The organism is Streptomyces dioscori, from assembly GCF_003024195.1.
In the GTDB taxonomy this organism is placed as follows: domain Bacteria; phylum Actinomycetota; class Actinomycetes; order Streptomycetales; family Streptomycetaceae; genus Streptomyces; species Streptomyces dioscori.
The window spans coordinates 162,771-187,755 of record NZ_KZ679044.1; the positions used below are offsets into that span (position 1 = coordinate 162,771).

Sequence of the window (24,985 nt, forward strand, 5' to 3'; positions counted from 1 at the left end):
GGGGGCCGACCCGGGACGGGGGCGGGGTGCAACGGGGTGGAGCAGCCGGACGGGCGAGGGCTTCCTCCGGGGGACGGTACCCGCCGCGGGCGCCGGGTGGGGCGGCGGGCTGCCGTGACCACGTCACGTGCCCGGCCGGCCCCACCGGCCCGCGCCTGCGGTACCGCGCCCCGGGAGGAGCGCTCAGGCAGCCGCGTCGACGGCGGACGAGCGCGGCGCCGGACGGCGTGCCGCGTCGCCCGTGGAACGGCTCCGGCCGCCACGCCCGCGCCGGCCGCGGGACGCCGCGGAGGGGGCGGAGGAGGTGCTGCGCCGGGTCCGCTCGGAGGCGGGGGCGGTGATGGTGACCGGGACACCCGAGGGGGCCTGGGCGCCGGTGATGCGGCTCAGCTCGGCTTCGCCCGAACGGACCTGGGTGGTCTGCGGGTTGATGCCCGCGGCGGCCATCAGACGGCTCATGTCACGGCGCTGGTTGGGGGTCACCAGTGTGACGACGCTGCCGGACTCGCCCGCGCGGGCCGTACGGCCGCCGCGGTGCAGGTAGTCCTTGTGGTCGGTGGGCGGGTCGACGTTCACCACGAGGTCGAGGTTGTCGACGTGGATGCCGCGCGCCGCGACGTTGGTCGCCACCAGCACCGTCACATGCCCGGACTTGAAGCGGGACAGGGTCCGGGTGCGCTGCGGCTGGGACTTGCCGCCGTGCAGGGCCGCGGCCCGCACCCCGCTGTTCAGCAGGTGGTCGGTCAGCCGGTCCACCGCGTGCTTGGTGTCCAGGAACATGATCACGCGGCCTTCGCGGGCCGCGATCTCGGTGGTGGTGCGCTGCTTGTCCGCGCCGTGCACGTGCAGGACGTGGTGCTCCATGGTGGTCACGGCGCCCGCGGACGGGTCGACGGAGTGGACCACCGGGTCGGTCAGGTAGCGGCGCACCAGCAGGTCGACGTTGCGGTCGAGCGTGGCCGAGAACAGCATCCGCTGGCCCTCGGGGCGCACCTGGTCGAGCAGCGCGGTGACCTGCGGCATGAAGCCCATGTCGGTCATCTGGTCGGCCTCGTCGAGGACCGTGATGGCGACCTGGTTCAGCCGGCAGTCGCCGCGGTCGATGAGGTCCTTGAGGCGGCCGGGCGTGGCGACGACGACCTCGGCGCCGGCGCGCAGCGCACCGGCCTGCTTGCCGATCGACATGCCGCCGACGACGGTGGTCAGCCGCAGCCGCAGGGAGCGGGCGTACGGGGTGAGCGCGTCGGTGACCTGCTGGGCCAGCTCGCGGGTGGGGACGAGGACCAGGGCGAGCGGCTGCCTGGGCTCGGCGCGCTGGCCCGCCGTACGGGCGAGCATCGCCAGGCCGAAGGCGAGGGTCTTGCCCGAGCCGGTGCGGCCACGGCCGAGTACGTCACGGCCCGCGAGGGAGTTCGGCAGGGTCGCGCCCTGAATCGGGAAGGGCACGGTCACGCCCTCGTGGCTGAGCGCGTCCAGCAGCTGCGCCGGCATGTCGAGATCGGCGAACGCCTCGACGGCGGGCAGGGCCGGGGTGACCGTCTTCGGCAGCGCGAACTCGCCCTGGGGGGAGCTCTGTCGGCGGCCGTAGCCGCCGCTGTCGGAACGGCGCGGGGAGCTGGAGCGGGTACCGCCACCGCTCCGGCCGGCGCTCGGAGCTCCGGCGCTGCGGGTACGGGAGTAGCGGTCGTTCGTGCGCGTGCGGTTCACGTGGAACCTTCCTTGACGTGGCGCGTATCAAGGAATTCCCGCGGAGAACGAGCAGCGCAGAGAATTGCAAGAACGAGCCGAAGTAATGGGGAGCCGAATCGGTTGGAAAATCGAAGCGGCGATGGGGAATATTCGCGGGTGGCCTCGCCGGAGCGCGTTGCGCGTTTCCTGGGACGGGGTCGGTCGTTCCGTGCGGGTGGCTCCGAAGGATTTTCATCCGGAGCTTGGACGGAGGACCCCGTGGAGCGGGTCGCGAATCCCCTGGAATGCAGCGAGCTGGGGCCCGCACCCCAAGGTGCGGGCCCCAGCTGCGAAGTGCGTGACGACTAGGCGGGAACGATGTTCTCGGCCGTCGGGCCCTTCTGACCCTGCGCGATGTCGAACGTGACCTTCTGGCCCTCGTTCAGCTCGCGGAAGCCCTGGGCGGCGATGTTCGAGTAGTGGGCGAAGACGTCAGCGCCGCCACCGTCCTGCTCGATGAAGCCGAAGCCCTTTTCTGCGTTGAACCACTTCACGGTACCGGAAGCCATGTTTATCTCCTTCGGGGCGGTGCGTCGGGGCGCACACTGTGTGCGCTCCGTGTCGCCGTGATGATCACCCCACCGGAAATGCAACCGGAGCCATAAAGGATCCCCACCCGTAACGAAGTGGTGGGGATGCCTGTCAAGATTTTCGGGAACCACAACATGCAACTGAGATCGAGACTAGCACGCTGCGATCGGGGGTGCGTGATGAGTTATTTCACTCGGGCTGTCGAGTAAGTAATTGTCATCGCGCGTCGAGGTCAATTCTCATGTGGCTGGCACAGGTATTGGTCTGCCCGGGGGGCATGGTTTCTGTGCGCCCGCGGTGGGTGGGGTTTCGTGTGCGGGCCCGGTGGGGGCTGGTCGCGCAGTTCCCCGCGCCCCTCGACAGGGGCCTGCGGCCCGCTGCGCGCCCGTCGACAGGGGTCTGCGGCCCGCTGCGCGTCCCTCGGCAGGGGCCTGCGGCCCGCTGCGCGTCCCTCGGCAGGGGCCTGCGGCCCGCTGAGAGGGGCTCGCGGGGTGCCGAGAAGGGCTCGCGGGCCTTTGGGGGCGGCCTGCGAGACCCCTGGGGTGCGGCGTTGCTCAGGGCTGGAGCGGGAGTGTTCGGCAGTTGGAGGTGGTGGGCTCGCCCGCGAGGCGGTCCGTGAGCCAGTCGATGGCGTTTCCCTGGTCGGTCAGGAGCGGGGCGAAGTGGTTGAGCAGTGCGCTGCCCACGCCCGGCAGGACCACCGGCTTGTACGTGACGTCGGCCCCCTTGTGGCACCAGTCGACCGCGAGGTCCCGGGACTGGCCGTGGGGGACGAGGTTGTCGCTGACGCCCGTAGCGAGCCGGACCGGGCCCGACGGCTTCAGTCTGCCGATGCGCTGCCCGTCCAGGAATGTCTTGAGTTCGGGCGTGGCGGCGATGATGTCGCTGATGGAGCGGCCGTCGGTCGTCCACTTGGTGCTCTTGGCGTAGCCGTAGCCGAAGAGCGCGTCGCCGACGCACATGGTGGACAGGTCGGTGAGGGCCGCCTTCCCGGCCGCGTTCAGATGCGCCTCGGCGATCGGCTTCAGTTCCGGGTCGGACTGGAGGAAGCCGTTGAGGGACCAGCCCAGCGCACCGGCCAGCTCGCTGCCGTCGATGGCCTTCGTCACATCGGTCAGGTCGGCGGGCGGCGCGCCCGCGTAGGTTCCGGCGAGGGTCACGTCGGGGGCGTACGAGGACTGCAGTTCGGCGGCGGCGGCGGTCGCCCCGCCGCCCTGGCTGTAGCCGAACAGTCCGACCGGGGAGTCCGCGGTGACCGAGGTGCCGCTCAGTGAGCGGGCCGCGCGGACGGCGTCGAGGACCGCGTGCGCCTCGTCGACCCGGTCGACGTAGGTGTGCAGCCGGTCGGTCGCGCCGAGGCCGGCGTAGTCGGTGACGACGACGGCGACGCCCTTGGCGAGGAGCCGGTAGATCGACAGGTCCTCGTAGCCGACGGAGACGGTCTCGCCGTTGAACGACAGCGGGTGTTCGAGGCCCATGGACGCGGCGCACTGGTCGCCCTGGCCCAGGGTGCCGGGTGCCAGCGCGACCAGGGGCCGCGGGCCGCCGCCCTTCCAGCGGGCGGCCGGTTCGATGTACGCGCCGGTGACGGCGACCGGCCCGCCGTTCGAGTCGGTGGACTTGTACATCAGCCGGGTCGCGGTGCCCGGCAGCGGTCCGTGGAGGCTGGGCAGGCTCAGGGCCAGCGGGAGCGGTTCGCTGCGTACGAGCGTGCCGTTCGCGGCGGGCAGGGTGGCCGGCGGGTGGTAGAAGGCGGGGATGGTGACGCCCCGGGACACGACCTCGTCCGCCGCCGTGGCGGCGGTGGCCGTGAGTGCCTGGGCGGTGAGGCAGGCGACGGCGGTGACTGCCGCGGCCAGCAGTTTTCTGCGTGCGGGCATGGCGAACCTCCTGTGGAGCGGCCGACAGGTGAAAGTCCGCCTGGAACTTACCTACGAGTAAGTTACTCGTGGTAGCAGTAGGGAGGTTACGGTTCGGTAACTTGGCGTGGGGGCGGGCCCGAACCTGACGGGAGCCAGACCAGAGGCTGACAAGGCGGCCCGGACCGTCGTCCCGAAGACGGAGCCGGAAGCCTGTTCCTACTGCGTACCGAGTAGCGAAATGTGTCGGCAGACGCACGACGACAGGACGGGTCTCCACCGGACAGCCTGGAGGGACATTCGGCACCAGATGTGGAGACCTCCTGCCGTGGCTACTTTCCTGTACCGATTGGGCCGTCTGGCCTTCCGGCGTCGCTGGTACGTCGCCCTGGTCTGGGCGGCCGTCCTGGCCGCGGTCGGACTGGGCGCGATGAAGGCCCCGGCGGCGGCCGAAGAGGCGTTCTCCATGCCGGGCATCGAGTCCCAGAAGGCGTTCGACCTGATGGAGGAGCGCTTCCCCGGCACGTCCGCCGACGGCGCGACCGCGCGGGTCGTCTTCGTCGCGCCGGACGGCGGGAAGGTCACCGCCGCCGAGAGCAGGGAGACCGTCGAGAAGACCGTCAAGGAGCTGGGCGACGGCTCGCAGGTCGCCGGTGCGGCCGACCCCTTCCAGGCGAAGGCGGTCAGCAAGGACGGCACGACGGCGTACGCGACCGTCAATTACAAGGTCGGGCCCGAGGAGCTGACGGACGCCAGCAGGTCCCAGCTGGTGAAGGCGCTCGACGAGGCCCGGGACTCCGGGCTGACCGTCGAGGCCGGCGGCACCGCGATGGAGGAGAACGGCGGACCGGGCGGAGCGGCGGAGCTGATAGGCGTCGCGATCGCCGCGGTCGTCCTGCTCGTCACCTTCGGTTCCCTCGCCGCGGCCGGGCTGCCGCTGCTGACCGCCGTCATCGGCGTCGGCGTGAGCATGGCCACGATCCTGACGCTGGCCAGCACCCTCGGCCTGTCCACCACCACCGGCACCCTGGCGATGATGCTGGGCCTCGCGGTCGGCATCGACTACGCCCTGTTCGTGGTCTCCCGCTACCGCGAGGAGCGCGCCAAGGGCCGTACGCCCGAGGAGGCCACCGCGCTCGCGACCGGTACGGCCGGTTCCGCGGTCGTCTTCGCCGGACTCACCGTCGTCATCGCGCTGGCCGGCCTCGCCGTCGTCGGCATCCCGATGCTCACCAAGATGGGCCTGGCCGCGGCCGGCGCGGTCGTCGTGGGCGTGTTCATCGCGCTGACCCTCGTACCGGCACTGCTCGGCTTCTGGCCGAACGCCGTACTCACCCGGAAGGCCCGCAGGAGCGGCCGGGTCGAGAAGGAGGCCGAGAGCAACGGCGGCACCCGCTGGGCGCGGTTCGTCCTGCGCCGGCCCGTGCCCGTACTGCTTCTCGGCGTGGTCGGCCTCGGAGCCCTTGCGGTACCGATGGCGGATCTGCAGCTGGGCATGCCCGGCGACGAGGCGAAGTCGACCTCCACCACCGAGCGCCGGGCCTACGACGCGCTCGCCGACGGCTTCGGACCGGGCTTCAACGGTCCGCTGACCGTCGTCGTGGACGCCAAGGGCGACTCCGACGCGAAGGGTGCCGTGGAGACGATCTCCAAGGAGATCGGCGACACCGAAGGGGTCGTGTCCGTCTCCCCGGCGCGCTTCAACGAGAGCGGCGACACCGCCGTCTTCTCGGTCGTGCCCTCCACCGCGCCGACCGACCAGAAGACCACGGACCTGGTGAACACCATCCGCGGCGAGCGGAACGGGGTCGAGGCCGAGACCGGCGCGACCTTCGAGGTCACCGGCACCACCGCGCTGAACATCGACATCTCCGACAAGGTCTCGGGCACCCTGGTCCCGTACCTGATCGTCGTGGTCGGCCTCGCGATCATCCTGCTGATGGTGGTCTTCCGGTCCCTGCTCGTCCCGCTGAAGGCCGCCCTCGGCTTCCTCCTGTCGGTCCTCGCCTCCCTCGGTGTGGTCGTCCTGGTCTTCCAGCAGGGCCACGGCGCCGAACTCCTGGGCGTGGAGCAGACCGGCCCGATCATGAGCCTGATGCCGATCTTCCTGGTGGGCATCGTCTTCGGTCTGGCCATGGACTACGAGGTCTTCCTGGTCTCCCGGATGCGCGAGGCGTACGTCCACGGGGAGTCGCCCGCCCAGGCGGTGACCAGCGGATTCCGGCACAGCGCCCGGGTCGTCGTGGCCGCCGCGCTGATCATGATCGCGGTGTTCGCCGGCTTCATCGGCGAGAGCGAGTCCATGATCAAGATGATCGGCTTCGGGCTGGCCACCGCCGTCCTCTTCGACGCCTTCGTCGTACGGATGGCGATCGTGCCCGCGGTGCTGGCCCTGCTCGGCCACAAGGCCTGGTGGCTGCCGGGCTGGCTCGACCGGCTGCTGCCCCGCGTCGACGTGGAGGGCGAGGCACTCAGCCGCAGCGCCGAGACCGCCCCGGCGCCGTCCGACACGGCCGACCTGGAGGTGGCCCGCACCTGAGACCCGTGAGGTGGACCTGGCACCCGGCAGGTCCACCTGAGGCCCATGAGGTCCACCTGAGGCGACCGCCTCCCTCCCCCCCGGACGGGGCCGCCCGTGGCGAACGACACGGGCGGCCCCGTCGGCCGTTCGCGCCTCTCGGCGTCACGATGGACGACACGCAGCACGAAGGACCCAGTCCAGCCAACCGGAGAGCCCGATGTCCACCAGCCTGGAGCGCTACACGGACCGCTTCGAGCAGTACGCGGACCGCCATCCCCGCGTGATCGACGTGGCCCTGGCCGCGGGACTGATGGGTTCCGCGACCCTAGGCAGCTCGATCACGCTGCCCGGTGTCGTCCCGCCCGACCACGACAGCGCCGGGACCGTCCTCATGGGCGTGTCCTGCCTGGCCCTGCTGCGGTACCGCAAGTACCCGCGGATCACCGTCGTCGTGATCACGGTCTGCACGGTGATCGCGGTCGACCTGGGGTACCTGGTCACCCCCCTGCTGCTGGCCCCGGTGATGGCGGCGCTCTACTGGCTGGCCGTCTTCTGCGACCGGAAGACCACCCGCATCTACGGGGGCACGGTCATGGTGGCGCTCACGGCCGGCTCGGTGACGTCCAGCTCCCTGGGCTCGCACTCCCTGCTGCTCAGGACGATCGGGCCGGTGTTCTGGCTGATGCTGCCGATCGCCGTGGGCAACATGACCCGGCTGCGCCGCGCCTACCTCACGGCCGTGCAGGCCCGCGCCGAACACGCCGAGCGCACCCGGGAGGAGGAGGCGCGGCTGCGTGTCACCGAGGAGCGCATGCGGATCGCCCGTGAACTGCACGACGTCGTCGCCCACCATCTGGCCCTGGCCAACGCGCAGGCCGGCACCGCCGCCCACCTCGCGCTCAGCAACCCCGAGCAGTCGCGGAAGATCCTCACCGATCTCACCGGGACCACGTCGTCGGCGCTGCGCGAGCTGAAGGCCACACTGGGGCTGCTGCGTCAGAGCGACGACCCGGCCTCCCCCTCGCTCGAACCGTCCCCCGGCCTGCACTGCCTGCCCGATCTGGTGGCGGCGTGCGCGTCCGCGGGCGTCGCCGTCACGGTGACCACGGAGGGCGTACCCCAGCCGCTCTCCCCGGGGGTGGACCTCACGGCGTTCCGGATCGTGCAGGAGGCGCTCACCAACGTGACCAAGCACGCCGCCTCGGAGAGCGCGCACGTGCGGCTCGGCTACGCCGACTCCCGGCTGCTCATCACGGTCACCGACGACGGTCCGGCGGCGGTCGCCGCGCCGGCCGCCACGGCTCCCGCAGGGGCTACGGCTGCCGCAGGGGCGACGGCTGCCACAGCGGCTACGGCCGCCAAGGCTGCTCCGGCCGCCGAGCCCGGCCGGGGCTTCGGGGTCATGGGCATGCACGAACGCGCCCGGTCCATCGGCGGGGAGCTGCGGGCGGGCCCGCGCCCGGAAGGCGGCTTCGAGGTCACCACGGCGCTGCCGCTGCAGCCGCTGATTACGGGTGCGGCTGCGGCTGCGGGTGCTGTGGGTGTGGCCGGGGTGTCGCGAGGGGCCGAGGAGGCCTCCGGAGCGGCCGGTACCTCCACGGCGGCCGGCACCCCCGCCCCCTCCGGCACCGCCGACGCGGAGAAGTCCACGATGTCCACCATGTGCTCCAGCTGCTTCGCCTCCTTCACCTCCTTCGCCTCCACGACCTCTTCGACCGCAGAAGGAGAGAAGCCATGAGCATCAAGGTGCTGCTGGCCGACGACCAGGCCCTGCTGCGGGCCACGTTCCGGATCCTGATCGACTCCTGCGACGACATGACGGTGGTCGGCGAGGCCTCCGACGGCGTGGAGGCGGTGGACCTGACCCGCGCCCACCGTCCCGACATCGTTCTCATGGACATCCGGATGCCGGGCGCGGACGGCCTCACGGCCACGTCCGAGATCTGCGCGGACCCGGAGCTGTCCGCCACCCGCGTCCTGATCCTCACCACGTTCGAGACCGAGGACTACGTCGCCCAGGCGCTGCGCGCGGGTGCCAGCGGGTTCCTCGGCAAGGACGTCACGGCCGACACCCTGCTGGACGGGCTGAGAACCGTGGCGTCCGGCGAGGCCCTGCTGTCACCGGGCGCCACCCGCACGCTCATCACCCGCTTCCTCACGTCCCCCGCGCCCGGGGGTCACCTGGCGCCCCCGGAACGTCTGGCCGAACTCACGGTCCGCGAACGCGAGGTGATGGCCCTGGCGGCGGAGGGCAAGTCCAACACCGAGATCGCCGAGGAGCTCACGGTCAGCCCGCTGACCGTACGCACCCACGTCCACCGGGCGATGACGAAGCTGGGTGCCCGGGACCGGGCCCAACTGGTGGTCATCGCCTATCAGACGGGCCTGGTGCAGGCGGGCCCGACGGCGCTCTGAGGCGCTCCGAGGGCGCTGCGAGGACGCTCCGGGGCGCCGCACACGCCGACGACCCGCCGCGGTCCGGGGTCCGCGGCGAGTCGGTGGGTCGGTGAGTCCCGGAGTGCAGGCAGGTCAGGTCCCGGTCAGGCTGATCGCGATGTCCGTGACGTTCAGCGGGAACTGGCCGACGGGCGACGGCTCGCCGGTGAGGACGTTGACCTCGTAGAAGAACGGGGTCTCGGCGCCGTACGGGGTGAGTGAGGCGAAGGCGGCGTTCGAGACCGTCTTGCCGTTGCTCAGATAGCTGTAGATGTCCAGGCCGGCGTCGGTACCCGCGTCGAAGCCCAGGAGGCCGGTGGGGACGAGGGTGCCCGCGTTGGGCGGCGACTGGATGACGACCTGGTCGTTGTACGTGTCGATGTCGAACAGGGTCGTCGCGGTGGAACCGACCTTGTCGTTGTTCGTGTAGCCGGCCGCGGTCACGCCCTGGGCCGCCGTGGTGAGCGGCGGGACGGTGAGCGCGCTGTCCGTGGCCGTGGTGCCGTCGTTCAGGTTGTGCCGCAGGTTCTGGCCGTAGTTGCTGATCACCCGCAGCCGGTCGGCCGCCGGGTTGAAGTCGATGTCGAAGACGGTGCCGTAGAGCGAGACCGCGAGCTGGGAGACCTTGGTGACGACCACGTCGGCGGTGATCGGCGGGAACGTGATCGTGTAGATCCCGCCCTTCTCGCCGACGCCGTACAGCAGGCCGTTCTGCACACGGAAGTCGATCCCGATCAGCTTGGTGTCGCCGACGAGCCCCTTGACTGTCTTGACCCAGTCGAGGGTGTCCGGCTTGTCGGTGAGGAACGTGGCCATCGTGGTGCCCGTGCCGAAGATCCCGTACGCCCGCAGGCTGGGAGTGGCGTCGGGGGCGGCGGAGCTGGAGCCGGGCGCGCTCAGCGTGAGCGCGGTCGCCGCGGACATGACCGCTACCGCCGCCGCGATTCTCTTCTTGACCGCTGCTTTCATTGTTTTCCCCTCCGTTTGAGCCGTACGAATGAATTCCGCTGCGCGGTCTCCATTAAGCCCAGGAGGGATCGGCCCGACAAGCCGATCGGGCCACAAGTAGGCCCGGATCAAGGAACTTTGCGCACTGTGACAAATGCGCGGTCGGCATGTCCTTCATCGATTCACCCGGAGTGATGAGCGCCCGTCCGGATTTCATCTGTCGGCGCCCTCGTCGGCGGTGACATGCTCATGCCTATGGGGAGCCTTTTCGCCGAGCTGGCCCGGCAGGCGTCGGCCAACGCGCGCCGCGAGGTCGAGACGTACGTACGCGAGATACCGGAACTCCGATCGCTGGACCTGAACTCCCGGGCGAGGTCCGAGACGCTGGAGTACTCGGTGTGGTTCAGGCGCCGCACGCTCGAACTGGCCCCGGCCAACGGCATGCTGACCGACGCCGACCTCGACTACATCGCCTCCATGGGCGAGGCACGGGCCGGGGCGGGCATGTCACTCGATTCACGGCAGCGAGTGCTGCGCGTGCACACCGAACTCATGCTGCGCGAGATCAACGAGGCCACGGAGGCCCAGCGCGGCGGCGACGTCGACGAACTCATGCGGATCATGAGCTGGTTCGCCCCGCAGGGTGAGCGCGGTATCGGCGCCTACCGGCGGGGCTTCGTGACGGCGATGCGACGCCGGCTCCCGTACGTCGAGCAAGTCGGTCTGCTGGCCCGGGCATTGCTGACCGGGGACTCCATAGCGGCGGAACTCGCGCTGCTCACGGGCCTGGAACCGGCCGAGTACTACGAGGTGACGGTGGTCCGGGTGCCCGACTGCCCCGTCGGCGACCGTGCCCTGGAGAACGGGATCGAGACGCTGGTGAGGACCCACCGGGTGCCCGTCACCTGGTGTCCGGAGCGCGGGGGCAGGGGCGGTGAGCTGATCGCGCTGGTGCCGGAGGACGCCGTCGGGGGCGGGCAGGCGGCCCCCGCCGCCCCCGATCCGCCGCCGTCACCCGACGCGGCCGTACCCGGGGAGGCCGGACCCGGCTCGGACGGGTCCGGTCCGTCCGTGTCCGGCCCGTCCGTGTCCGACGCGGCCGTGTCCGATCTGCTGGGGGATTTCGCCCGGGAGATCGGCCGGCTGTGTGCCGTGGGGACCGCCGACGGGCCGCGGTCCGGGCTGGCCGGTGCGCTCGACCGGGCCCGGCGAATCAGCAGGGCGGCCCCCCTGCGGCGTACGTCCGCGCGGTTGCGGGCGCACACCATGGCGGACGTCCTCGTCGAACTCGCCGTCGCCGACGTGCCGTTCGTCGACGACTGGCTCCGCGCGGTGGCCCGGAGCCTCGTACCCGGCCCGGACCTCCTGCTCACCCTCGACGCCTACTACCGCCACGACATGAACCGCGGTGCCACGGCGGAAGCCCTCAACATCCACCCGCGCACCCTGGACTACCGCCTTCGCCGGGCGAGGGAACTCACGGACATCGACCCGGGCTCGACACGGGGCGTACGCATCCTCAGCTCGGTCGTCAACCGGAGCCTGTCGGGAGCGTGGCGGTGACCGGTCGGCCGCTGTCCGGTCAGCCGGTGACCTCGAAGGCGGCGGCGCGGGGCACGAACGCCGTGTCGCCGTCCTTCGCCGTCGCCAGCGCGGAGACGTGCCAGGTGCCCCGGTCCAGCTCGGCCGCCTCCTTCTCCGTGACCTTCAGCGTGTAGGTGCAGCGGGACGTCTCGTCCGACGTGCTCCGGCACTCGGCGCCGTCCACGGACCGCAGCTCCGCCTCCGTCGGGTCGAGCTTCGAACTCGCGGGCCATGCGATGACCTTGAGGCCCTTGATGCCCGAGTCGTCACGCACGTCCGTGGTGAAGGTCAGCGAGCCAGCGCCGCCGCCGGCCGGGGCCCTGTAACGGGCCGCGCTGTCGCTCAGGGCCGGTGCGGAGGAGGACGACGCCATGGCGAACCCGCCGGCGGCGATTCCGCCCACGACGGCGGCACCGACGAGCGACGAGATGAGAATGCGCTTGGACTTGGACATGGATATCCCCCTGAATTGGACTGCGCTGAATTGCGTCGGGTCGAGTCGGAGCGGTCCGCGAATTCCCTCGGACGGGTTTCCTGGGTTTCCTCCCGCGAATTTCTTCGGCGGGCCGCCGCTCTCTCGATGTGTCCAAGATTAGGTCCGGGGGTGTTCCATGGTCGTCACGCTGCCGGATGAGTGCCGTCCCCGCCGATCTCCAACCCTGGTAAGAGACGGGAATCCACCCCCGGCCGGAGTCGGGCAGCTCGGTCGCGGCCATAGCCTGGCCGCCGTGAACCGAATCGACGACCGGCTGCTCGCGGTCCTGCTGCTCTGCGTCCAGGCCCTGGTGTGGCCCGGCGCGGCACTCGTGCGCGGGGCCGCGCCGGACGCGTCCGCGCTCCTCGTGGCCGTCCTGGTCGCCGGATCGGTGACCGCCGCACTCGCCCTGCGCCGTGCCCGCCCGGTGGCCACCCTCGTCCTGGTCGCCGTCGCCTGCGCGCTGGGCGCCGGGCCGCTGCCCACCGGGGCGACGGCGGTGCTCGGGACCGCGGGGGTCGGGCTGGCCCTGTTCACCGTGGCGGCCGAACGGGACACCTTCACGGCCGTGCTGTGCGTGGTGGCGCTCGCCCTGTGGCAACTGCTGCAGAGCATCAGCCTGCACGGACTCAGCGAACGCGACGGACTCGACCTCGTCCTGACCGCCCTGCTGTACGCCGTCACGTGCGGCGCCGGCCTGGTCGTACGGCGGGCCCGTCGTGCCCGGCGGACAGCCGCACAGCTCCTGGAGCGGGCCGAGGCCGAGCGGCACCGGCTTCCGGCCGTCGAACGGCGGCGGATGGAGCGGGAGCTGCACGACGTCAGTGCCCACCATCTGACGGCCGTGGTGGTGACGGCGGGGGCGGCCCTCGGGCTGCGCGAGCGCCGTCCCGAACTGGCCTCGGAGGCACTCGGGTTCGCGGTCGAGACCGGGCGCGAGGTCACCCGGGCGCTCGGCGCGGTACGGGCGCCGGCGCCCTCGCGGGAGGAGCTGCCCTCGCCGGAGGAACGGCTGCGGGAGCTCGTCACCGGGTTCCGGCGGCTCGGTCAGCCCGTGGACTGCGAGATCGGGCCGCTGCCGGACGGCGCCGTCGCGGACGCGGCCTTCGGCATCGTGCGCGAGGCGCTGACCAACGTGGCCCGGCACGCGCCCGGCGCCCCGACCGTGGTGCGGTGCCGGCAGGGCGACGCGCGCACGGAGGTCGTGGTGACCAGTGCGGCACCGCCCGCCGGTGCGGCGGCCGTGACGGCCCACGGGGCCGGTCTGGGCGGGGGACGCGGGCAAGGGTTCCTGCGGGCCCGCGCGCGGGAGGCCGGCGGGACGCTGACCAGCGGCCCCACGGAGGAAGGTGGCTGGGAGGTACGTGCCGTGCTGCCCGGGCGGGTCGCGGGGCCGGTGGGGCGTGTCGTGGCGCGGAGCTACCGGGTGGCGCAGGTGGTGGCCGCCGCGGGGCTCCTTCTGCAGCCGCTGCTTCCCGCGCTGGTCATCCGGGACGAGACCGTGGAGCAGGGGGACGGGGGTGTGTCCGCGGGGCTGCTGTTCGCGTTGCTGGCGGCGGCGCAGGTGGTTGCGCTGATGTGGCTGCGGCGGGCGCCGCGGGTCGCTTGGGGTGCGCTGTTCGGGCTGGCGCTTCTCTGGCCCGAGGCGATGCGGGTGGGTGGGTACGGAGGGCCGGCTCTGCTGCCGGTGGGGCTGAGCGTGCTGGTCACGTGTGCGGGGGTCTGGGGGTGGGCGTCTTTGTACGGCCGCGGGTCGGTGGGGGTTGCTCGCGCCGTTCCCCGCGCCCCTGGAAGGCTGGGGCTGGTCGCCGCGTTCCTGTTCACCTCAAAGCAAAAGACTGCGCCGTTCCCCGCGCCCCTGAGGGGGGAGGGGCCGGCCGTCGCTCGTGCCCCGCTCCCCGCGCGCCTGAGGGTAAAAGACTGCGCCGTTCCCCGCGCCCCCTTGGGGCTTGCCCTGGTTGCTGTGGGGGTGCATGGCCTCGTGGTGGTTCTTGTCGGGGCGGGGCAGTGGGGGGTCGGTGTGTGGGGGGTGGGGGTCCTGGTGGGTGGGGCTCTCTGGGGTGGGTTGTTGCGGGGGCGGTGGGTGGGGCGGGCTCGGGGGGTGCGGGAGGAGCGGATGGCCGTCTGGGCGGGGGAGGCCGTGCGGGACGCGTGGGCCGAGCGGCGGCGGATCGCGGCCGGGCTGGAGACCACCGTGCTGGCGCGCACCGCCGACATGGTCGCCCAGGCGGAGGCGGGCCACCTCGACGCGACCGCCGAACGCGCCCGTGAGGCCCTCGCCGCGATGCGCGCCCTCCTCGACACCGTCCGGGACGGGCAGGGTGAGGGGGAGAGGGAGGGGGAGCGGAGGGCCGAACTGCGGCCGCAGCCGACCCTCCAGGCCCTCGACCTGCTGGCCCGGCAGTGCCGGGCCGGCGGTCGTGACGTCGAGATACGGGTGACCGGCCGCGTACCGGAACGGCTGCCCACCGCGGTGGATCTGGCCGCGTACCACGCCGCCGAGACGGTGCTCGGGGCCGGCGGGGAGGAGGCCGCGGTGCTGGAGTTCGACCTGGACGGGGATACCTTGACGCTCACGGCCACCGGGGTCCCCCGCGCCGCCCGCCCCGCCGTACGGGAGTTGCTGGCGGCGCGTGCCGCCGCGCTCGGCGGCACCCTGGACACCGACCGGCCGGGCACGGTCGGGCTCCGGCTGCCACTCGCACCGGTTCCGCAGGAGGCCGACGTCGCATCGGCGTCGGCCGAGGAGAGGGAGCGATGAGTCTCAAGGTGCTGGTCGTCGACGACCAGGGCATCGTGCGCGCGGGGTTCGCCGCCGTGATCGACGCCGAGGAGGACATGACGGTCGTCGGCGAGGCCGCCGACGGCGCCGCCGCGGTACGCCTCGCCGCGGAACTGGCCCCCGACGTCGTCGTCATGGACGTCCGGATGCCCGTGCTCGACGGCATCGCCGCCACCCGCATCATCACCGGCCGCCAGGACGCGCCCCGGGTCCTGGTGCTGACCACCTTCGACCTCGACTCGTACGTCTTCGACGCGCTGCACGCCGGAGCCTCCGGGTTCCTGCTCAAGGACGTGCACGCCGCCGAACTGCTGCAGGGCATCAGGGTGGTGGCCGCCGGCGAGAGCGTGCTCGCCCCGTCCGCGACCCGCCGGCTCATCGGCCACTACGCGGCGGGAGCGGGCGCCGGGACACGGGCCGGGAGCGGGCCGGACGAGCTGGACAGCCTCACCGGCAGCCAGCGCAACGTCCTCGCCCTGATCGCGTCCGGACTCAACAACGCGGAGATCGCCGGTGAACTCGGCATCACCGTCGGCACGGTCAAGTCCCACGTCAACGCGCTGCTGCGCAAACTCGGCCTGCGGGACCGCGTACAGGCGACGATCCTCGCGTACGACCTCGGGCTCGCCCGGCCGAATCCGCCCGGCACCGACCCGAGGAGTACCGCCCCGTGACCGAGACCGGCAAGAGCCCCGGCTACCGCCCCACCGCCTTCGTGCGAGGTCTGGGACACGCCCTCAAGGACGTCTTCGCCCTCGCCTACCTGGTGGTCTGTGCGGGCCTGGTGGTGTGGGCGTACGTGGTGAGCGCGGGTGAGGACGGGTCCATGGCGGGTGTCATCCCGCTGCTCGCCGCCGCCCCGGGCTGTGTCGTGCCGCTCCTGCTGCTGCCGGAGGGCGCCGCGCTGTTCGGCGTCTCCGTCGCGTTCGGGGCGCTGGTCAACGCGCTCGTCATCGGCTGGTGCGCCCGCGCGCTGCGCCGCGGCGGCAAGGGGCACGACCCGGTGGCTTGAATTCCCTCGGATTCCGTATCCGTTCCCCTCGTCTTCTCCTCGCAGGCCTGGACCAGCGCCCGACCGTCCCTCATGATGACGCTGCCATGACAACGTAGTCCTCGGGATGGTGACCGTGCGCGGATCCTTCGGCTGGACGACCCTGGCCGCCGTTCTTCTCCTGGTGCCCTTCGCTTCCGCTCCCGCTCGGGCGGCCTCGGCCGGCCCGGAACCCGCCGCCCGTGAGGCCGCCACGGCCGCGGCGGACTGGACGGGACCGCTCAGTACACGGGGCCGCTGGATCGTCGACGCGAACGGCGACCGGTTCAAGCTGCGGAGCGGCAACTGGCACGGTGCCAGCGGTACGTGGAACGGCAGCGGGAACGTGGACGACGACTCCGCCCATCACGCGGGCGAGAACTCCGGGCGGATCCCCCTCGGCCTGGACCGGGCACCCGTCGGCGACATCGTCGCCGGGTTCCAGGAGATCGGGATCAACAGCATCCGGCTGCCCTTCTCCAACGAGATGGTCCACGACAGCCGCCCGGTCACGGACGACGCCGTCGCCGCCAACCCGGCGCTGCGCGGCAGGACACCGCTCCAGGTGTACGACGCCGTGATCGGCGAACTCACCGGCGCCGGGCTCGCCGTGATCCTCAACAACCACACCAACACGACCCGTTGGTGCTGCGGTGTCGACGGCAACGAGCGCTGGAACACGAGCCAGTCCGTCCAGACCTGGGAGGACGACTGGCTCTTCATGGCCCGCCGCTACAAGGACAACAAGCGGGTCGTCGGCGCCGACCTCTACAACGAGGTGCGCCGCACCATCTGGGACGACCCCAACTGGGGCCTCGGCGACGACCACGACTGGTTCGCCGCCTCCCAGCGCGTCGGCGACCGCATCCTGACCGAGGCCGACGCCGATCTCCTCATCGTCGTCGAGGGCATCAACTGGACGGGCATCCCCGTCGACGGGTTCGCGCACGGCCGCCCCACCCTGGAGCCCGTACGGAACCTGTCGCACACCCTCGTCGACTCCGGCAAGCTCGTGTACTCCGCCCACTTCTACGACTACACGGGCCCCCACCACAGCGGCGCCACCGGCACGGGTGAGACCACCGACCCCCGCTACCGCGACTTCAGCCCCGCCGAACTGATCGACGTACTGAACCGCCAGGCGTTCTTCGTCACCGCCGAACAGGACCAGCACTTCACCGCGCCCGTCTGGATCAGCGAGTTCGGGGTGGGCGGCCGGGCGGAGACGAACCCCAAGGCACGGGCCTGGTTCGAGAACTTCGTCGACCAACTGGTCCGTACCGACGCCGACTTCGCGTACTGGCCACTCGTCGGCTGGCACGAGAACCGCACCGGCAACGGCTGGGCCCTGCTCCACTGGGACGCGGCGGGCCACCGCATGGGGGTGTACGACGGCGACGACTGGCGGGCCGCGGCGTGGAACCGGCTCGTCGGAGCCGCCGGGCGTACCGGACAGGTCGCCCCTGTCCCGGAATGGTCCATGCTCAGCCCCGACCACGGCGACTTCATCGCCTCGCGGCGCATGCGGGGGGTGCCCGACTTCGACCCGGGCGCCCGTAAGGCCGTCTGCCCCGACGGACAGCGGCTCCTCGGGCTCGCCCACACGGGGAACCGGGGACTGTGCTCCGACGTGACCACCGGGCCGCCGGCGAACGCGGCCGGGGCGCCCGAGGTCGTCAAGGACGAGCGGTACGTGCCGCCGGGCGGGGACTGGGCGTCCGGGTACACCAAGCTGCAGTGTGCCGACGGGCGGTTCGTGTCGGGGTACGCGGTGCGGGGTGCGGCGGTGTCGTCCGTGCTGTGCGCTGCCGCGCCGGCCGGGGTGATCACCGGTACGGCGGGTCGTACGGTGTGGTTCGACCGGGGCGACAACCGGGGCCCGGCCCCCAAGGGCGGGGACTTCGCCAACGGGCGGTACAAGGGGCAGTGTGCGGACGACGAGTACGTGGGGGGTGTCGCGTACACGGGTCGTATCGGGTCCTCCCGCACCCCCGACGCGCTCCTCTGCCGAAAGCTCCGCTGAGGGTTGCTGGTCGGGTGCGGCCCGGTGGGGGTTGCCCGCGCAGTTCCCCGCGCCCCTTAAAAGCCAAAAGACTGCGCAGTTCCCCGCGCCCCTAAGAGGGGCTGCGCCCCATCAGGGGCGCGGGGAACGGCGCAATCTTTTAGGGGCGCGGGGAACTGCGCGGCCAGCCACAGCGGACCCGCACCTCACACCGGGACGCGGACCCGCTGAGACTCCGCCTCAGCCAATCGCGTGGCGCGCGTTCGCGCACCGAACGCGGCCAGCGTGACCGCGCCGACCAGCCACGTCCCGGCGATGAAGTAGAAGACGCTCTGATACCCGTGCCCGGTGTACAGCGCGGCGACGATCAGCGGACCCGCCGCGTTCGACAGCCGCCCCAGCCCGTAGGACACGCTCGTGCCCAACGACCGGGCCCGCGTGTCGAAGAGCTCGGGTGAGTACGCGTACGCCAGCGCCGTGTACCCGCGCTCGAAGAGGTTCACGAGGAAGCCGAACACGATGATGAGCACGGGGTTGAAGGTGAGCCCGTACAGCAGCCCGCAGATCGCGATCACCGTGCCGAAGGCGACCAGGCACCACTTGCGTTCGAACCGGTCGGTGACCAGCGAAGCGAGATAGCAGCCGAGCGGTGCTCCGACCGTCGTCAGCGCCACGTAGAAGACGGACTTCTCGACGCTGAACCCCTCCTTGGCCAGCAGGGTCGGCGCCCAGCTCGAATAGCCGAAGAAGCCGATGGTCTGCGTCATCCACAGGACGGACAGGAGCAGCGTCGGGAGCAGGTACTTCTTCTGGAGCAGCAGCCGCAGGGGCGCCTTCGTCGACGGTGTCTCGGCGACCGGTGGCGCGGGCTCGGGCAGCGGCCCCTTCTCCGCCGTCACGGCCGTCTCGATCTCCGTCAGGACCGCGTCCGCCGCCGCGTGCTCGCCCCGGCTCTCCAGCCAGCGCGGCGACTCCTTGAGGCGGCCGGAGAAGAAGACCAGCAGGACGCCCAGGGAGCCCCACAGGTAGACCAGCCGCCACGACCAGTCGTTGAGCGGGACGACCGCGCTGGCGATGAGGTTGGTGACGGGCGTGCCGCAGATGCCGATGGCGATGGCGTACGCCTGGTACTTGCCGCGGATCGCCGACGGGTACATCTCGTTGACGTAGACGACCCCGACGACGGTCATCGCCGACAGGCCCGCCGAGGTCAGGACGCGGAAGACGCCGAGCGAGACCAGGTCCCAGGAGAACACCGCCGCGAACGACGAGACGCCGAAGAACAGCGTGGTCCAGATGAGGGCCCGTTTGCGGCCCCACCGGTCGGCGATGGACCCGGCGACGATCGCCCCGATGAACATGCCGACGAACGAGAGCGAGGTGACGTAGGCGACCTGGTCGACGGTCAGGCCCCACAGCTTGATGAGCTTCGGCGCGGTGGTGGCGAAGCTGTTGATGTCGGCGAACTCGAAGAAGTACGCGAAGGCGACGGCGAGCAGGGTGACCTTGTGGAACCGGGAGACCGGCAGCCGGTCCAGCCGGTTCAGCGCGTTGGAGTGCTGCATGTCGGCGTGCTGCATGTCAGAAGTCCTCGCCGGGCCAGTACAGGCCCATCGGGTTGGCGACCAGGAGTTTGTGCCGCTGCTCGGCCGTGACCGCCACGTGCGGGATGTGGTCGACGAGCAGGCCGTCGTCCGGCATGTGGTCGGTGAGGTTGGGGTGCGGCCAGTCCGTGCCCCACAGCACCCGGTCGGGGAACTCCGCCACGACCCGGCGGGCGAAGGGGACGACATCGGTGTAGGCGTGCCGTTCGCCGTGCAGGGCGGCGGGTCCGCTCACACTGAGACGCTCCGGGCAGCTCACCTTCACCCACACGTCGCCCGCGTCCACGAACCGCAGGAAGCGGCTGAACTGCGGGCCGTCCACCGGTTGCGTCACGTCCGGCCGGCCCATGTGGTCCACCACCAGCGGCACGGGCAGCGACCCGAAGAAGCCTTCGAGCTCGGGCAGGTCGGCGCTCTCGAAGTACAGGACGACGTGCCAGCCCAGCGGGGCGACCTTCTCGGCGATGGTCAGCAGGTCGTCGGCGGGCGAGGTGTCCACCAGACGGCGTACGAAGTTGAAGCGCACCCCGCGCACCCCCGCCGCGTCCAGTGCGAGCAGTTCGGTCTCGGTGATCTCGGGGCGGACCGTCGCTATGCCGCGCGCCCGGCCGCCCGCCGAGCGGACCGCGTCGGTCATGGCGCTGTTGTCGGCGCCGTGGCAGGTGGCCTGCACGATGACGTTGCGGGCCACCCCCAGGTGGTCGCGGAGCGCGAACAGGTCCTCCTTGCCGCCGTCGCAGGGCGTGTACTTGCGCTCCGGCGCGAAGGGGAACTCGGCCTGCGGGCCGAAGACATGGCAGTGCGTGTCGACGGCCCCCGGCGGCAGCCGGAAGGCGGGGGCGGACGGATTCTCGTACCAGTCCAGCCAGCCGGGGGTCTTGGGGGAGCCCGTGGTGGATCCGCTCATGGGGCTCACCGGCCCTGTCGCTTCAGCAAGGCGTCGAGGCGCGGGTACACCGTGCGCGCGTTGTGCTCCTGGACCGCCGCCAGGTCGTCCGGGGAGAGGTCCGCGGCCTCCGCGTACCGGCGCGTGTCGTCGAAGTGGAAGCCGGTGCACGGGTCGATGTCGCGGACCGCGCCGATCATCTCCGAGGCGAAGAGGAGGTTGCGGGTCGGGATGACGTCGTAGAGGAGGTCCGAGCCGGGCTGGTGGTAGACGCAGGTGTCGAAGTAGACGTTGCCGAGGACGTGTTCTTCGAGCGGGGGTTTGCCGAGTGCCATCGCCAGGCCCCGGAAGCGGCCCCAGTGGTAGGGGACCGCGCCGCCGCCGTGCGGGATGACGAAGCGCAGGGTCGGGAAGTCGGCGAACAGGTCACCCTGGACGAACTGCATGAACGCCGTGGTGTCGGCGTTCAGATAGTGCGCGCCGGTGGTGTGGAAGGCCGGGTTGACGCTCGTACTGACGTGGATCATCGCCGGGATGTCGTACTCGGCCATTTTTTCGTAGAGCGGGTACCAGGAGCGGTCGGTGAGGGGCGGGGCCGTCCAGTGGCCGCCGGAGGGGTCGGGGTTCAGGTTCACCGCGACGGCGCCGTACTCCTCCACGCAGCGGATGAGTTCGGGGACGCAGGTGGCGGGGTCGACGCCGGGCGACTGCGGGAGCATCGCGGCGGGCACGAAGCGCTCCGGGTACAACTGCGAGACCCGGAAGCAGAGTTCGTTGCAGAGCGCGGCCCAGGCGGCGGAGGTCGTGAAGTCCCCGACGTGGTGGGCCATGAACGACGCACGCGGTGAGAAGACCGTGACGTCGATGCCCCGCTCGTCCATCAGCCGCAACTGGTTCGGTTCGATGCTCTCGCGCAGTTCGTCGTCGCCGATGCGCAGGTCCGCGGGGTCGGGGGCGGCCGACGGGCCGGTGAGGGCGGCGATCTGGCGGTCGCGCCACGCCCCGAGGGCGGGAGGGGCGGTCGTGTAGTGACCGTGACAGTCGATGATCATGACGGGGTCCTTCGCAAGCCGAGCTGCACTGCTGGGTGCCGTGCAGCCTCACCCCGGTCCGTGCCGCCGTACGAGAGGACCAGACACAGAACTAACGTCCCCTTAACACTCCGGCGGGTGCGGGGCCGGTGTGGTCTACATTCGGTTGCGTGGTCACGGGGAGTGGCCGCGTTTCCCGTAGGGGCCGACGTGGCCGAAGGAGGTGGACCGGGTGCAGGTACTGCTGGCCGAGGACGACGACGGCGTGGCCGCGGCGCTCGTCGAGGCCCTGTACGACCACGGCCACGAGACCCGGCGGGTCCGCTACGGCCGGGACGTGCTCACCTACCACCGAAGCTCCGACCTGCTCCTTCTCGACCTGGGACTGCCCGACACCGACGGTCTGGACGTGCTGCGCGCGCTGCGGGCGGTGAGCGACCTGCCGGTCGTGGTGCTCACCGCGCGCGGCGACGAACGCTCGGTGGTCCGCGGGCTGCGCCTCGGCGCCGACGACTACCTCGTCAAGCCGGTACGCCTCGCCGAACTCCTCGCCCGCATCGACACCGTCACCCGGCGTAACAGCGCCAGGAACGCGCCCGCCGCCCCCGCCGTACGGACCGTCCGGGCCGCCGACGTCGAGGTGGAGCTGGACGCGCGCCGGGTCCGGGTCGGCGGGGCGGAGGTCGAGCTGACCACCAAGGAGTTCGACATCCTCGCCGTACTGGCCGGGCGCGCGGGCACGGCGGTCAGCCGCGAGCAGCTCCTCGACGAGGTGTGGGGCGACGCCCACCACGGGGTGTCCCGCTCCCTGGACGTCCATCTCACCCAGCTGCGCGCCAAGCTGCGCCGCCCCGGCCTGCTCACGACGATCCGGGGCTTCGGCTACCGCTTCGGGACCTCGACGCGCACCGACGAGGACTGAGGGGCGAGGCGTGCGCACGAGGGTCCAGGCCGCACTGCTGCTGTTCGTCGTGATCGCGGTGGCCGCGTTCGCCGTACCGCTGCTGCTGTTCACCGCCTCCGACCGCACCCAGCAGCTCGTCCTCGCCCGCAGCGCCGACCTCGACCGGTTCGCGGCCCTCATGGACCAGGCCGCGGCGACCGGCGACACCTCGGCCGTCGCCGCCGAGGCCCGGCGCTACACCGCGCTGTACGGCGAACCGCTCGTCGTCACCGACACCCGCCGCAGGACCGTCGTCCAGACCGGCGGCATGCGGGCCGCCGACCCGGCCGTCGCCCGGCTGCTCGACGCGGCCCTGCGCAACCAGACCGAGCACCCCTCGGCGTCACTGCGCCCCTGGTCACGGGGGTACCGGATGTTCGCCGAGCCCGCCGGCACCGGGACCCGGGTCTCCGGGGCCGTCGTGCTGCGGGCCTCGGTCGGCACCGCCGCCGACGAGATCACCCGGCGCTGGGCCGCCGTCCTCGCCGGGGCCGCGCTGGTCGCCGTCGCCTGCGCGGTCCTCGCGCGGGCCGCGACCGGGTGGGTGGTCAGCCCGCTGCGCCGGCTCGACCGGGCGGTGGGCCAGCTCGCCGCCGGACTCCCGCCGGAACAGACCCGGGCGGGCGGCCCGCCCGAACTGCGGCAGCTCGCGATCGGCTTCAACCGTATGGCGCGTACCGTCACGGCGGCCCTGGAGCAGCAGCGCAGGCTCGTCGCCGACACGTCCCACCAGATGCGCAACCCGATGGCGGCGCTGCGGCTGCGCGTCGACGCCCTGCACACCCATCTGGCGCCGTCGGGCGAGCGCACGTACACCGGGGTCACCACCGAACTCGACCGCCTGGAGACCCTTCTCGACGATCTGCTCGCCCTCGCCACCGCGGAACACCGGGCCGGGGAGCTGACCGTGACCGACGGCTCGGGCGGGCACTGCGACGCGGCGGCGGTGGCGGCGGACCGCCACCGCCTGTGGAAGCCGGTCGCCGAACGCGCCGGAGCCAGGCTGATCCTCACCTCGGCCGCGTCCCCGGTCCCGGCCGCCTGCACGGACCGCGAACTCGCCCAGATCACGGACATCCTGCTGGACAACGCCATCAAGTACGCGGGTGCGGGCGCCGAGATCTCCCTCCACTGCACCACCGAATCCGGGCCCGGGTCCGGGGTTGGCTTTGCGGTTCTCACGGTGACGGACGACGGTCCCGGTCTCGGCGCGGACGAACTCGCCCTGGCCACCACCCGCTTCTGGCGCTCGGGCCACCAGCGCGAGAACCGCACGGCGGGTACGGGCCTGGGTCTGGCCATCGCCGAACAACTGCTGGCGGGCCGGGGCGGCCGACTGGAACTGACGGCGGCGCGTCCGCACGGGCTGCGGGCGAGGGCGCTGGTGCCGCGCGCGGCGCCGGGCGGAGCGGGCGGCACGAGCGACGCGGGCGGCAGCGGTGATGCCCGATGACCCGCCCCCGTCCGGAATCCCGCCCCCTCGACCGCCGCACCCTCCTGCACGCCGCCCTCGGCACCGCCGCCGTCGCCGTTCTCGGGGGCGCGCTCACCGCCGACGCGTCCGGGCTGCGCCCCGGGCCGAGCGGCGTGCTGCGCATCGCGACCGGTGAACCCACCGCGTTCTACGAGGCGTTCGGCCGCCTCCTCACCGCGGAACTGGAGTCGGCGTACCCCCGGCTGAACTGCCGCGTCCGCACCACCGCGGGCAGCCTCACCAACATCGAGCTGCTCCGGGACCGCCGCGCCGATCTCGGACTCGTCCTCACCGACACCGCGCTGGCCGCCCAGGGCACCGACCTCCTCCCGCGACCGGTACCCCTGCGCGCGATCGGCCGGGTGTACGAGACCTACCTGCAGTTCGTCGTACGCGCCGACTCCCCCGTGCGCGAGGTGGCCGACCTGGCCGGGCACCCCGTCTCGCTCGGCGCGACCGGGTCGGGCGCGGCCGTGCTCGGCGCCCGCATCCTGCACGCGGCGGGCCTCACCCCGGGCACCGACGTGCCCGTGCTCCATCTCCCGCTGGCCGACGCGGCCGAGGCGATGCGGGCGGGCTCGGTCGACGCCCTGATCGTCGCGGGCGGGGTGCCGCTGCCCACACTGTCCGACCTCGACGAACGGCCCGGTCTGCGGTTCCTGCCGCTGGCCGGGCTGCTGCCCCGGCTGGGCGGGCGCGAGGGCCGGGCCGGTTCCGGTCTTGAGGAGGTGTCCCTGCCGCAGGGCGCGTACCGGTCGGCGGGCGGAGTGGCGACCATCGGCGTGTCCAACCTCCTGGTGTGCCGCCCCGATCTGCCGCACGCCGTCGCCGAGGCACTGACCCGTCTGCTGGTCCTGCGGGCGAGCGCCCTCGTACCGGACAACGCCGTCGGCACCCAGTTCCTCGACGTCGGCAGCCTGATCGGCACCGGCGGAATCGCCCTGCATCCGGGGGCGGCGGAGGCGTACCGGACCCTGCACGGCTGAGTGAGCGTCCCCAACACCCCGGCTCGGGCGGGCGCCGGGCATTGACCCGGTCACCTTTGTCACTGTCATGCCATACGCTGCGTCTTCGGCCGCAGGTACGCACCGTCGACGGTGCGAGGGGAACCCGCGGCCGCTTCAAGCACGCCCGGCGAGTACCGGGCTTCT

The 24,985-nt window shown here is 72.1% G+C and carries 19 protein-coding genes; 11 read left to right on the forward strand and 8 right to left on the reverse strand.

Annotated elements, in window-relative coordinates; all coding sequences use genetic code 11:
• Positions 1–183 precede the first annotated feature (183 nt).
• The 3 genes from C6Y14_RS19295 to C6Y14_RS19305 form a co-directional block, all read right to left on the reverse strand.
• Positions 184–1,707 (reverse strand): DEAD/DEAH box helicase, encoded by a 1,524-nt coding sequence (locus C6Y14_RS19295; RefSeq protein WP_107017974.1) that lies wholly within the window; start codon positions 1,705–1,707, stop codon positions 184–186.
• A 326-nt stretch (positions 1,708–2,033) separates the two neighbouring features.
• Positions 2,034–2,237, reverse strand: coding sequence for a cold-shock protein (locus tag C6Y14_RS19300; RefSeq protein ID WP_107017975.1), 204 nt, complete (start codon positions 2,235–2,237; stop codon positions 2,034–2,036).
• Positions 2,238–2,813: 576 nt separating this feature from the next.
• The gene (locus C6Y14_RS19305) at positions 2,814–4,139 is read right to left on the reverse strand and encodes an alpha/beta fold hydrolase (protein WP_107017976.1); all 1,326 of its coding nucleotides are present in this window, start codon (positions 4,137–4,139) and stop codon (positions 2,814–2,816) included.
• A 307-nt stretch (positions 4,140–4,446) separates the two neighbouring features.
• Between C6Y14_RS19305 and C6Y14_RS19310 the strand changes: the two genes are divergently transcribed.
• The 3 genes from C6Y14_RS19310 (at position 4,447) to C6Y14_RS19320 (ending at position 9,054) form a co-directional block, all read left to right on the forward strand.
• Positions 4,447–6,657, forward strand: coding sequence for an MMPL family transporter (locus C6Y14_RS19310; protein ID WP_159074272.1), 2,211 nt, complete (start codon positions 4,447–4,449; stop codon positions 6,655–6,657).
• A gap of 199 nt (positions 6,658–6,856) precedes the next feature.
• The gene (locus C6Y14_RS19315) at positions 6,857–8,377 is read left to right on the forward strand and encodes a sensor histidine kinase (protein ID WP_107017978.1); all 1,521 of its coding nucleotides are present in this window, start codon (positions 6,857–6,859) and stop codon (positions 8,375–8,377) included.
• Positions 8,374–9,054, forward strand: coding sequence for a response regulator transcription factor (locus tag C6Y14_RS19320; protein WP_107017979.1), 681 nt, complete (start codon positions 8,374–8,376; stop codon positions 9,052–9,054). Before C6Y14_RS19315 ends, C6Y14_RS19320 begins: the two co-directional genes overlap by 4 nt.
• A gap of 114 nt (positions 9,055–9,168) precedes the next feature.
• Here C6Y14_RS19320 and C6Y14_RS19325 read toward each other — a convergent pair whose 3' ends face one another.
• On the reverse strand, positions 9,169–10,044 hold the full coding sequence (locus tag C6Y14_RS19325; RefSeq protein ID WP_225891156.1) for a DUF4394 domain-containing protein: 876 nt from the start codon (positions 10,042–10,044) through the stop codon (positions 9,169–9,171).
• A 234-nt stretch (positions 10,045–10,278) separates the two neighbouring features.
• On the opposite strand from C6Y14_RS19325, the gene C6Y14_RS19330 reads away from it, so the two are divergent.
• A complete protein-coding gene (locus tag C6Y14_RS19330; RefSeq protein ID WP_107017980.1) occupies positions 10,279–11,586 on the forward strand; it encodes a PucR family transcriptional regulator in 1,308 nt (435 codons plus the stop codon).
• Positions 11,587–11,605: 19 nt separating this feature from the next.
• On the opposite strand, the gene C6Y14_RS19335 is transcribed toward C6Y14_RS19330, so the two are convergent.
• Positions 11,606–12,061, reverse strand: a complete 456-nt coding sequence (locus C6Y14_RS19335; RefSeq protein WP_107017981.1) for a DUF5707 domain-containing protein — start codon at positions 12,059–12,061, stop codon at positions 11,606–11,608.
• Between the two features lie 274 nt (positions 12,062–12,335).
• Between C6Y14_RS19335 and C6Y14_RS45520 the strand changes: the two genes are divergently transcribed.
• The 4 genes from C6Y14_RS45520 (at position 12,336) to C6Y14_RS19355 (ending at position 17,917) form a co-directional block, all read left to right on the forward strand.
• Positions 12,336–14,843 (forward strand): sensor histidine kinase, encoded by a 2,508-nt coding sequence (locus C6Y14_RS45520; protein ID WP_107017982.1) that lies wholly within the window; start codon positions 12,336–12,338, stop codon positions 14,841–14,843.
• Positions 14,840–15,538 (forward strand): response regulator, encoded by a 699-nt coding sequence (locus C6Y14_RS19345; protein ID WP_107017983.1) that lies wholly within the window; start codon positions 14,840–14,842, stop codon positions 15,536–15,538. Before C6Y14_RS45520 ends, C6Y14_RS19345 begins: the two co-directional genes overlap by 4 nt.
• Positions 15,535–15,876 carry an SCO4225 family membrane protein gene (locus C6Y14_RS19350; RefSeq protein WP_107017984.1) on the forward strand — a complete coding sequence of 114 codons (342 nt, stop codon included), beginning with the start codon at positions 15,535–15,537 and terminating at the stop codon, positions 15,874–15,876. The genes C6Y14_RS19345 and C6Y14_RS19350 overlap by 4 nt, the downstream gene beginning before the upstream one ends.
• 106 nt (positions 15,877–15,982) lie before the next feature.
• Positions 15,983–17,917: a glycoside hydrolase family 5 protein gene (locus C6Y14_RS19355; protein WP_107017985.1), complete on the forward strand. Its 1,935-nt coding sequence runs from the start codon at positions 15,983–15,985 to the stop codon at positions 17,915–17,917.
• A gap of 185 nt (positions 17,918–18,102) precedes the next feature.
• Here C6Y14_RS19355 and C6Y14_RS19360 read toward each other — a convergent pair whose 3' ends face one another.
• Genes C6Y14_RS19360 through C6Y14_RS19370 form a run of 3 tightly spaced genes read right to left on the reverse strand, consistent with a single transcriptional unit; the run spans position 18,103 to position 21,438 of the window.
• Positions 18,103–19,461, reverse strand: coding sequence for an MFS transporter (locus C6Y14_RS19360; RefSeq protein ID WP_107018219.1), 1,359 nt, complete (start codon positions 19,459–19,461; stop codon positions 18,103–18,105).
• A gap of 16 nt (positions 19,462–19,477) precedes the next feature.
• Positions 19,478–20,407 carry an amidohydrolase family protein gene (locus C6Y14_RS19365; RefSeq protein ID WP_107017986.1) on the reverse strand — a complete coding sequence of 310 codons (930 nt, stop codon included), beginning with the start codon at positions 20,405–20,407 and terminating at the stop codon, positions 19,478–19,480.
• Between the two features lie 5 nt (positions 20,408–20,412).
• Positions 20,413–21,438 (reverse strand): amidohydrolase family protein, encoded by a 1,026-nt coding sequence (locus tag C6Y14_RS19370; protein WP_107017987.1) that lies wholly within the window; start codon positions 21,436–21,438, stop codon positions 20,413–20,415.
• 211 nt (positions 21,439–21,649) lie between these two features.
• Here C6Y14_RS19370 and C6Y14_RS19375 point away from each other — a divergent pair, with 211 nt between their 5' ends.
• Genes C6Y14_RS19375 through C6Y14_RS19385 form a run of 3 tightly spaced genes read left to right on the forward strand, consistent with a single transcriptional unit; the run spans position 21,650 to position 24,820 of the window.
• Positions 21,650–22,339 carry a response regulator transcription factor gene (locus tag C6Y14_RS19375; RefSeq protein ID WP_107018220.1) on the forward strand — a complete coding sequence of 230 codons (690 nt, stop codon included), beginning with the start codon at positions 21,650–21,652 and terminating at the stop codon, positions 22,337–22,339.
• 10 nt (positions 22,340–22,349) lie between these two features.
• Entirely contained in the window at positions 22,350–23,813 is a 1,464-nt protein-coding gene (locus tag C6Y14_RS19380; protein ID WP_107017988.1) for a sensor histidine kinase, read from the forward strand.
• A complete protein-coding gene (locus C6Y14_RS19385; protein ID WP_107017989.1) occupies positions 23,810–24,820 on the forward strand; it encodes a TAXI family TRAP transporter solute-binding subunit in 1,011 nt (336 codons plus the stop codon). Before C6Y14_RS19380 ends, C6Y14_RS19385 begins: the two co-directional genes overlap by 4 nt.
• The last annotated feature ends 165 nt before the right edge of the window (positions 24,821–24,985 follow it).

Bases quoted from the DNA above. Each gene is read 5' to 3' on its own strand.
- C6Y14_RS19385 (WP_107017989.1), top strand. From the start codon at position 23,810: ATGACCCGCCCCCGTCCGGAATCCCGCCCCCTCGACCGCCGCACCCTC.
- C6Y14_RS19370 (WP_107017987.1), bottom strand. From the start codon at position 21,438: ATGATCATCGACTGTCACGGTCACTACACGACCGCCCCTCCCGCCCTC.
- C6Y14_RS19335 (WP_107017981.1), bottom strand. From the start codon at position 12,061: ATGTCCAAGTCCAAGCGCATTCTCATCTCGTCGCTCGTCGGTGCCGCC.
- C6Y14_RS19320 (WP_107017979.1), top strand. From the start codon at position 8,374: ATGAGCATCAAGGTGCTGCTGGCCGACGACCAGGCCCTGCTGCGGGCC.
- C6Y14_RS19345 (WP_107017983.1), top strand. From the start codon at position 14,840: ATGAGTCTCAAGGTGCTGGTCGTCGACGACCAGGGCATCGTGCGCGCG.
- C6Y14_RS19315 (WP_107017978.1), top strand. From the start codon at position 6,857: ATGTCCACCAGCCTGGAGCGCTACACGGACCGCTTCGAGCAGTACGCG.
- C6Y14_RS19305 (WP_107017976.1), bottom strand. From the start codon at position 4,139: ATGCCCGCACGCAGAAAACTGCTGGCCGCGGCAGTCACCGCCGTCGCC.
- C6Y14_RS19355 (WP_107017985.1), top strand. From the start codon at position 15,983: ATGGTGACCGTGCGCGGATCCTTCGGCTGGACGACCCTGGCCGCCGTT.
- C6Y14_RS19330 (WP_107017980.1), top strand. From the start codon at position 10,279: ATGGGGAGCCTTTTCGCCGAGCTGGCCCGGCAGGCGTCGGCCAACGCG.
- C6Y14_RS19365 (WP_107017986.1), bottom strand. From the start codon at position 20,407: ATGAGCGGATCCACCACGGGCTCCCCCAAGACCCCCGGCTGGCTGGAC.
- C6Y14_RS19360 (WP_107018219.1), bottom strand. From the start codon at position 19,461: ATGCAGCACTCCAACGCGCTGAACCGGCTGGACCGGCTGCCGGTCTCC.
- C6Y14_RS19300 (WP_107017975.1), bottom strand. From the start codon at position 2,237: ATGGCTTCCGGTACCGTGAAGTGGTTCAACGCAGAAAAGGGCTTCGGC.
- C6Y14_RS19325 (WP_225891156.1), bottom strand. From the start codon at position 10,044: ATGAAAGCAGCGGTCAAGAAGAGAATCGCGGCGGCGGTAGCGGTCATG.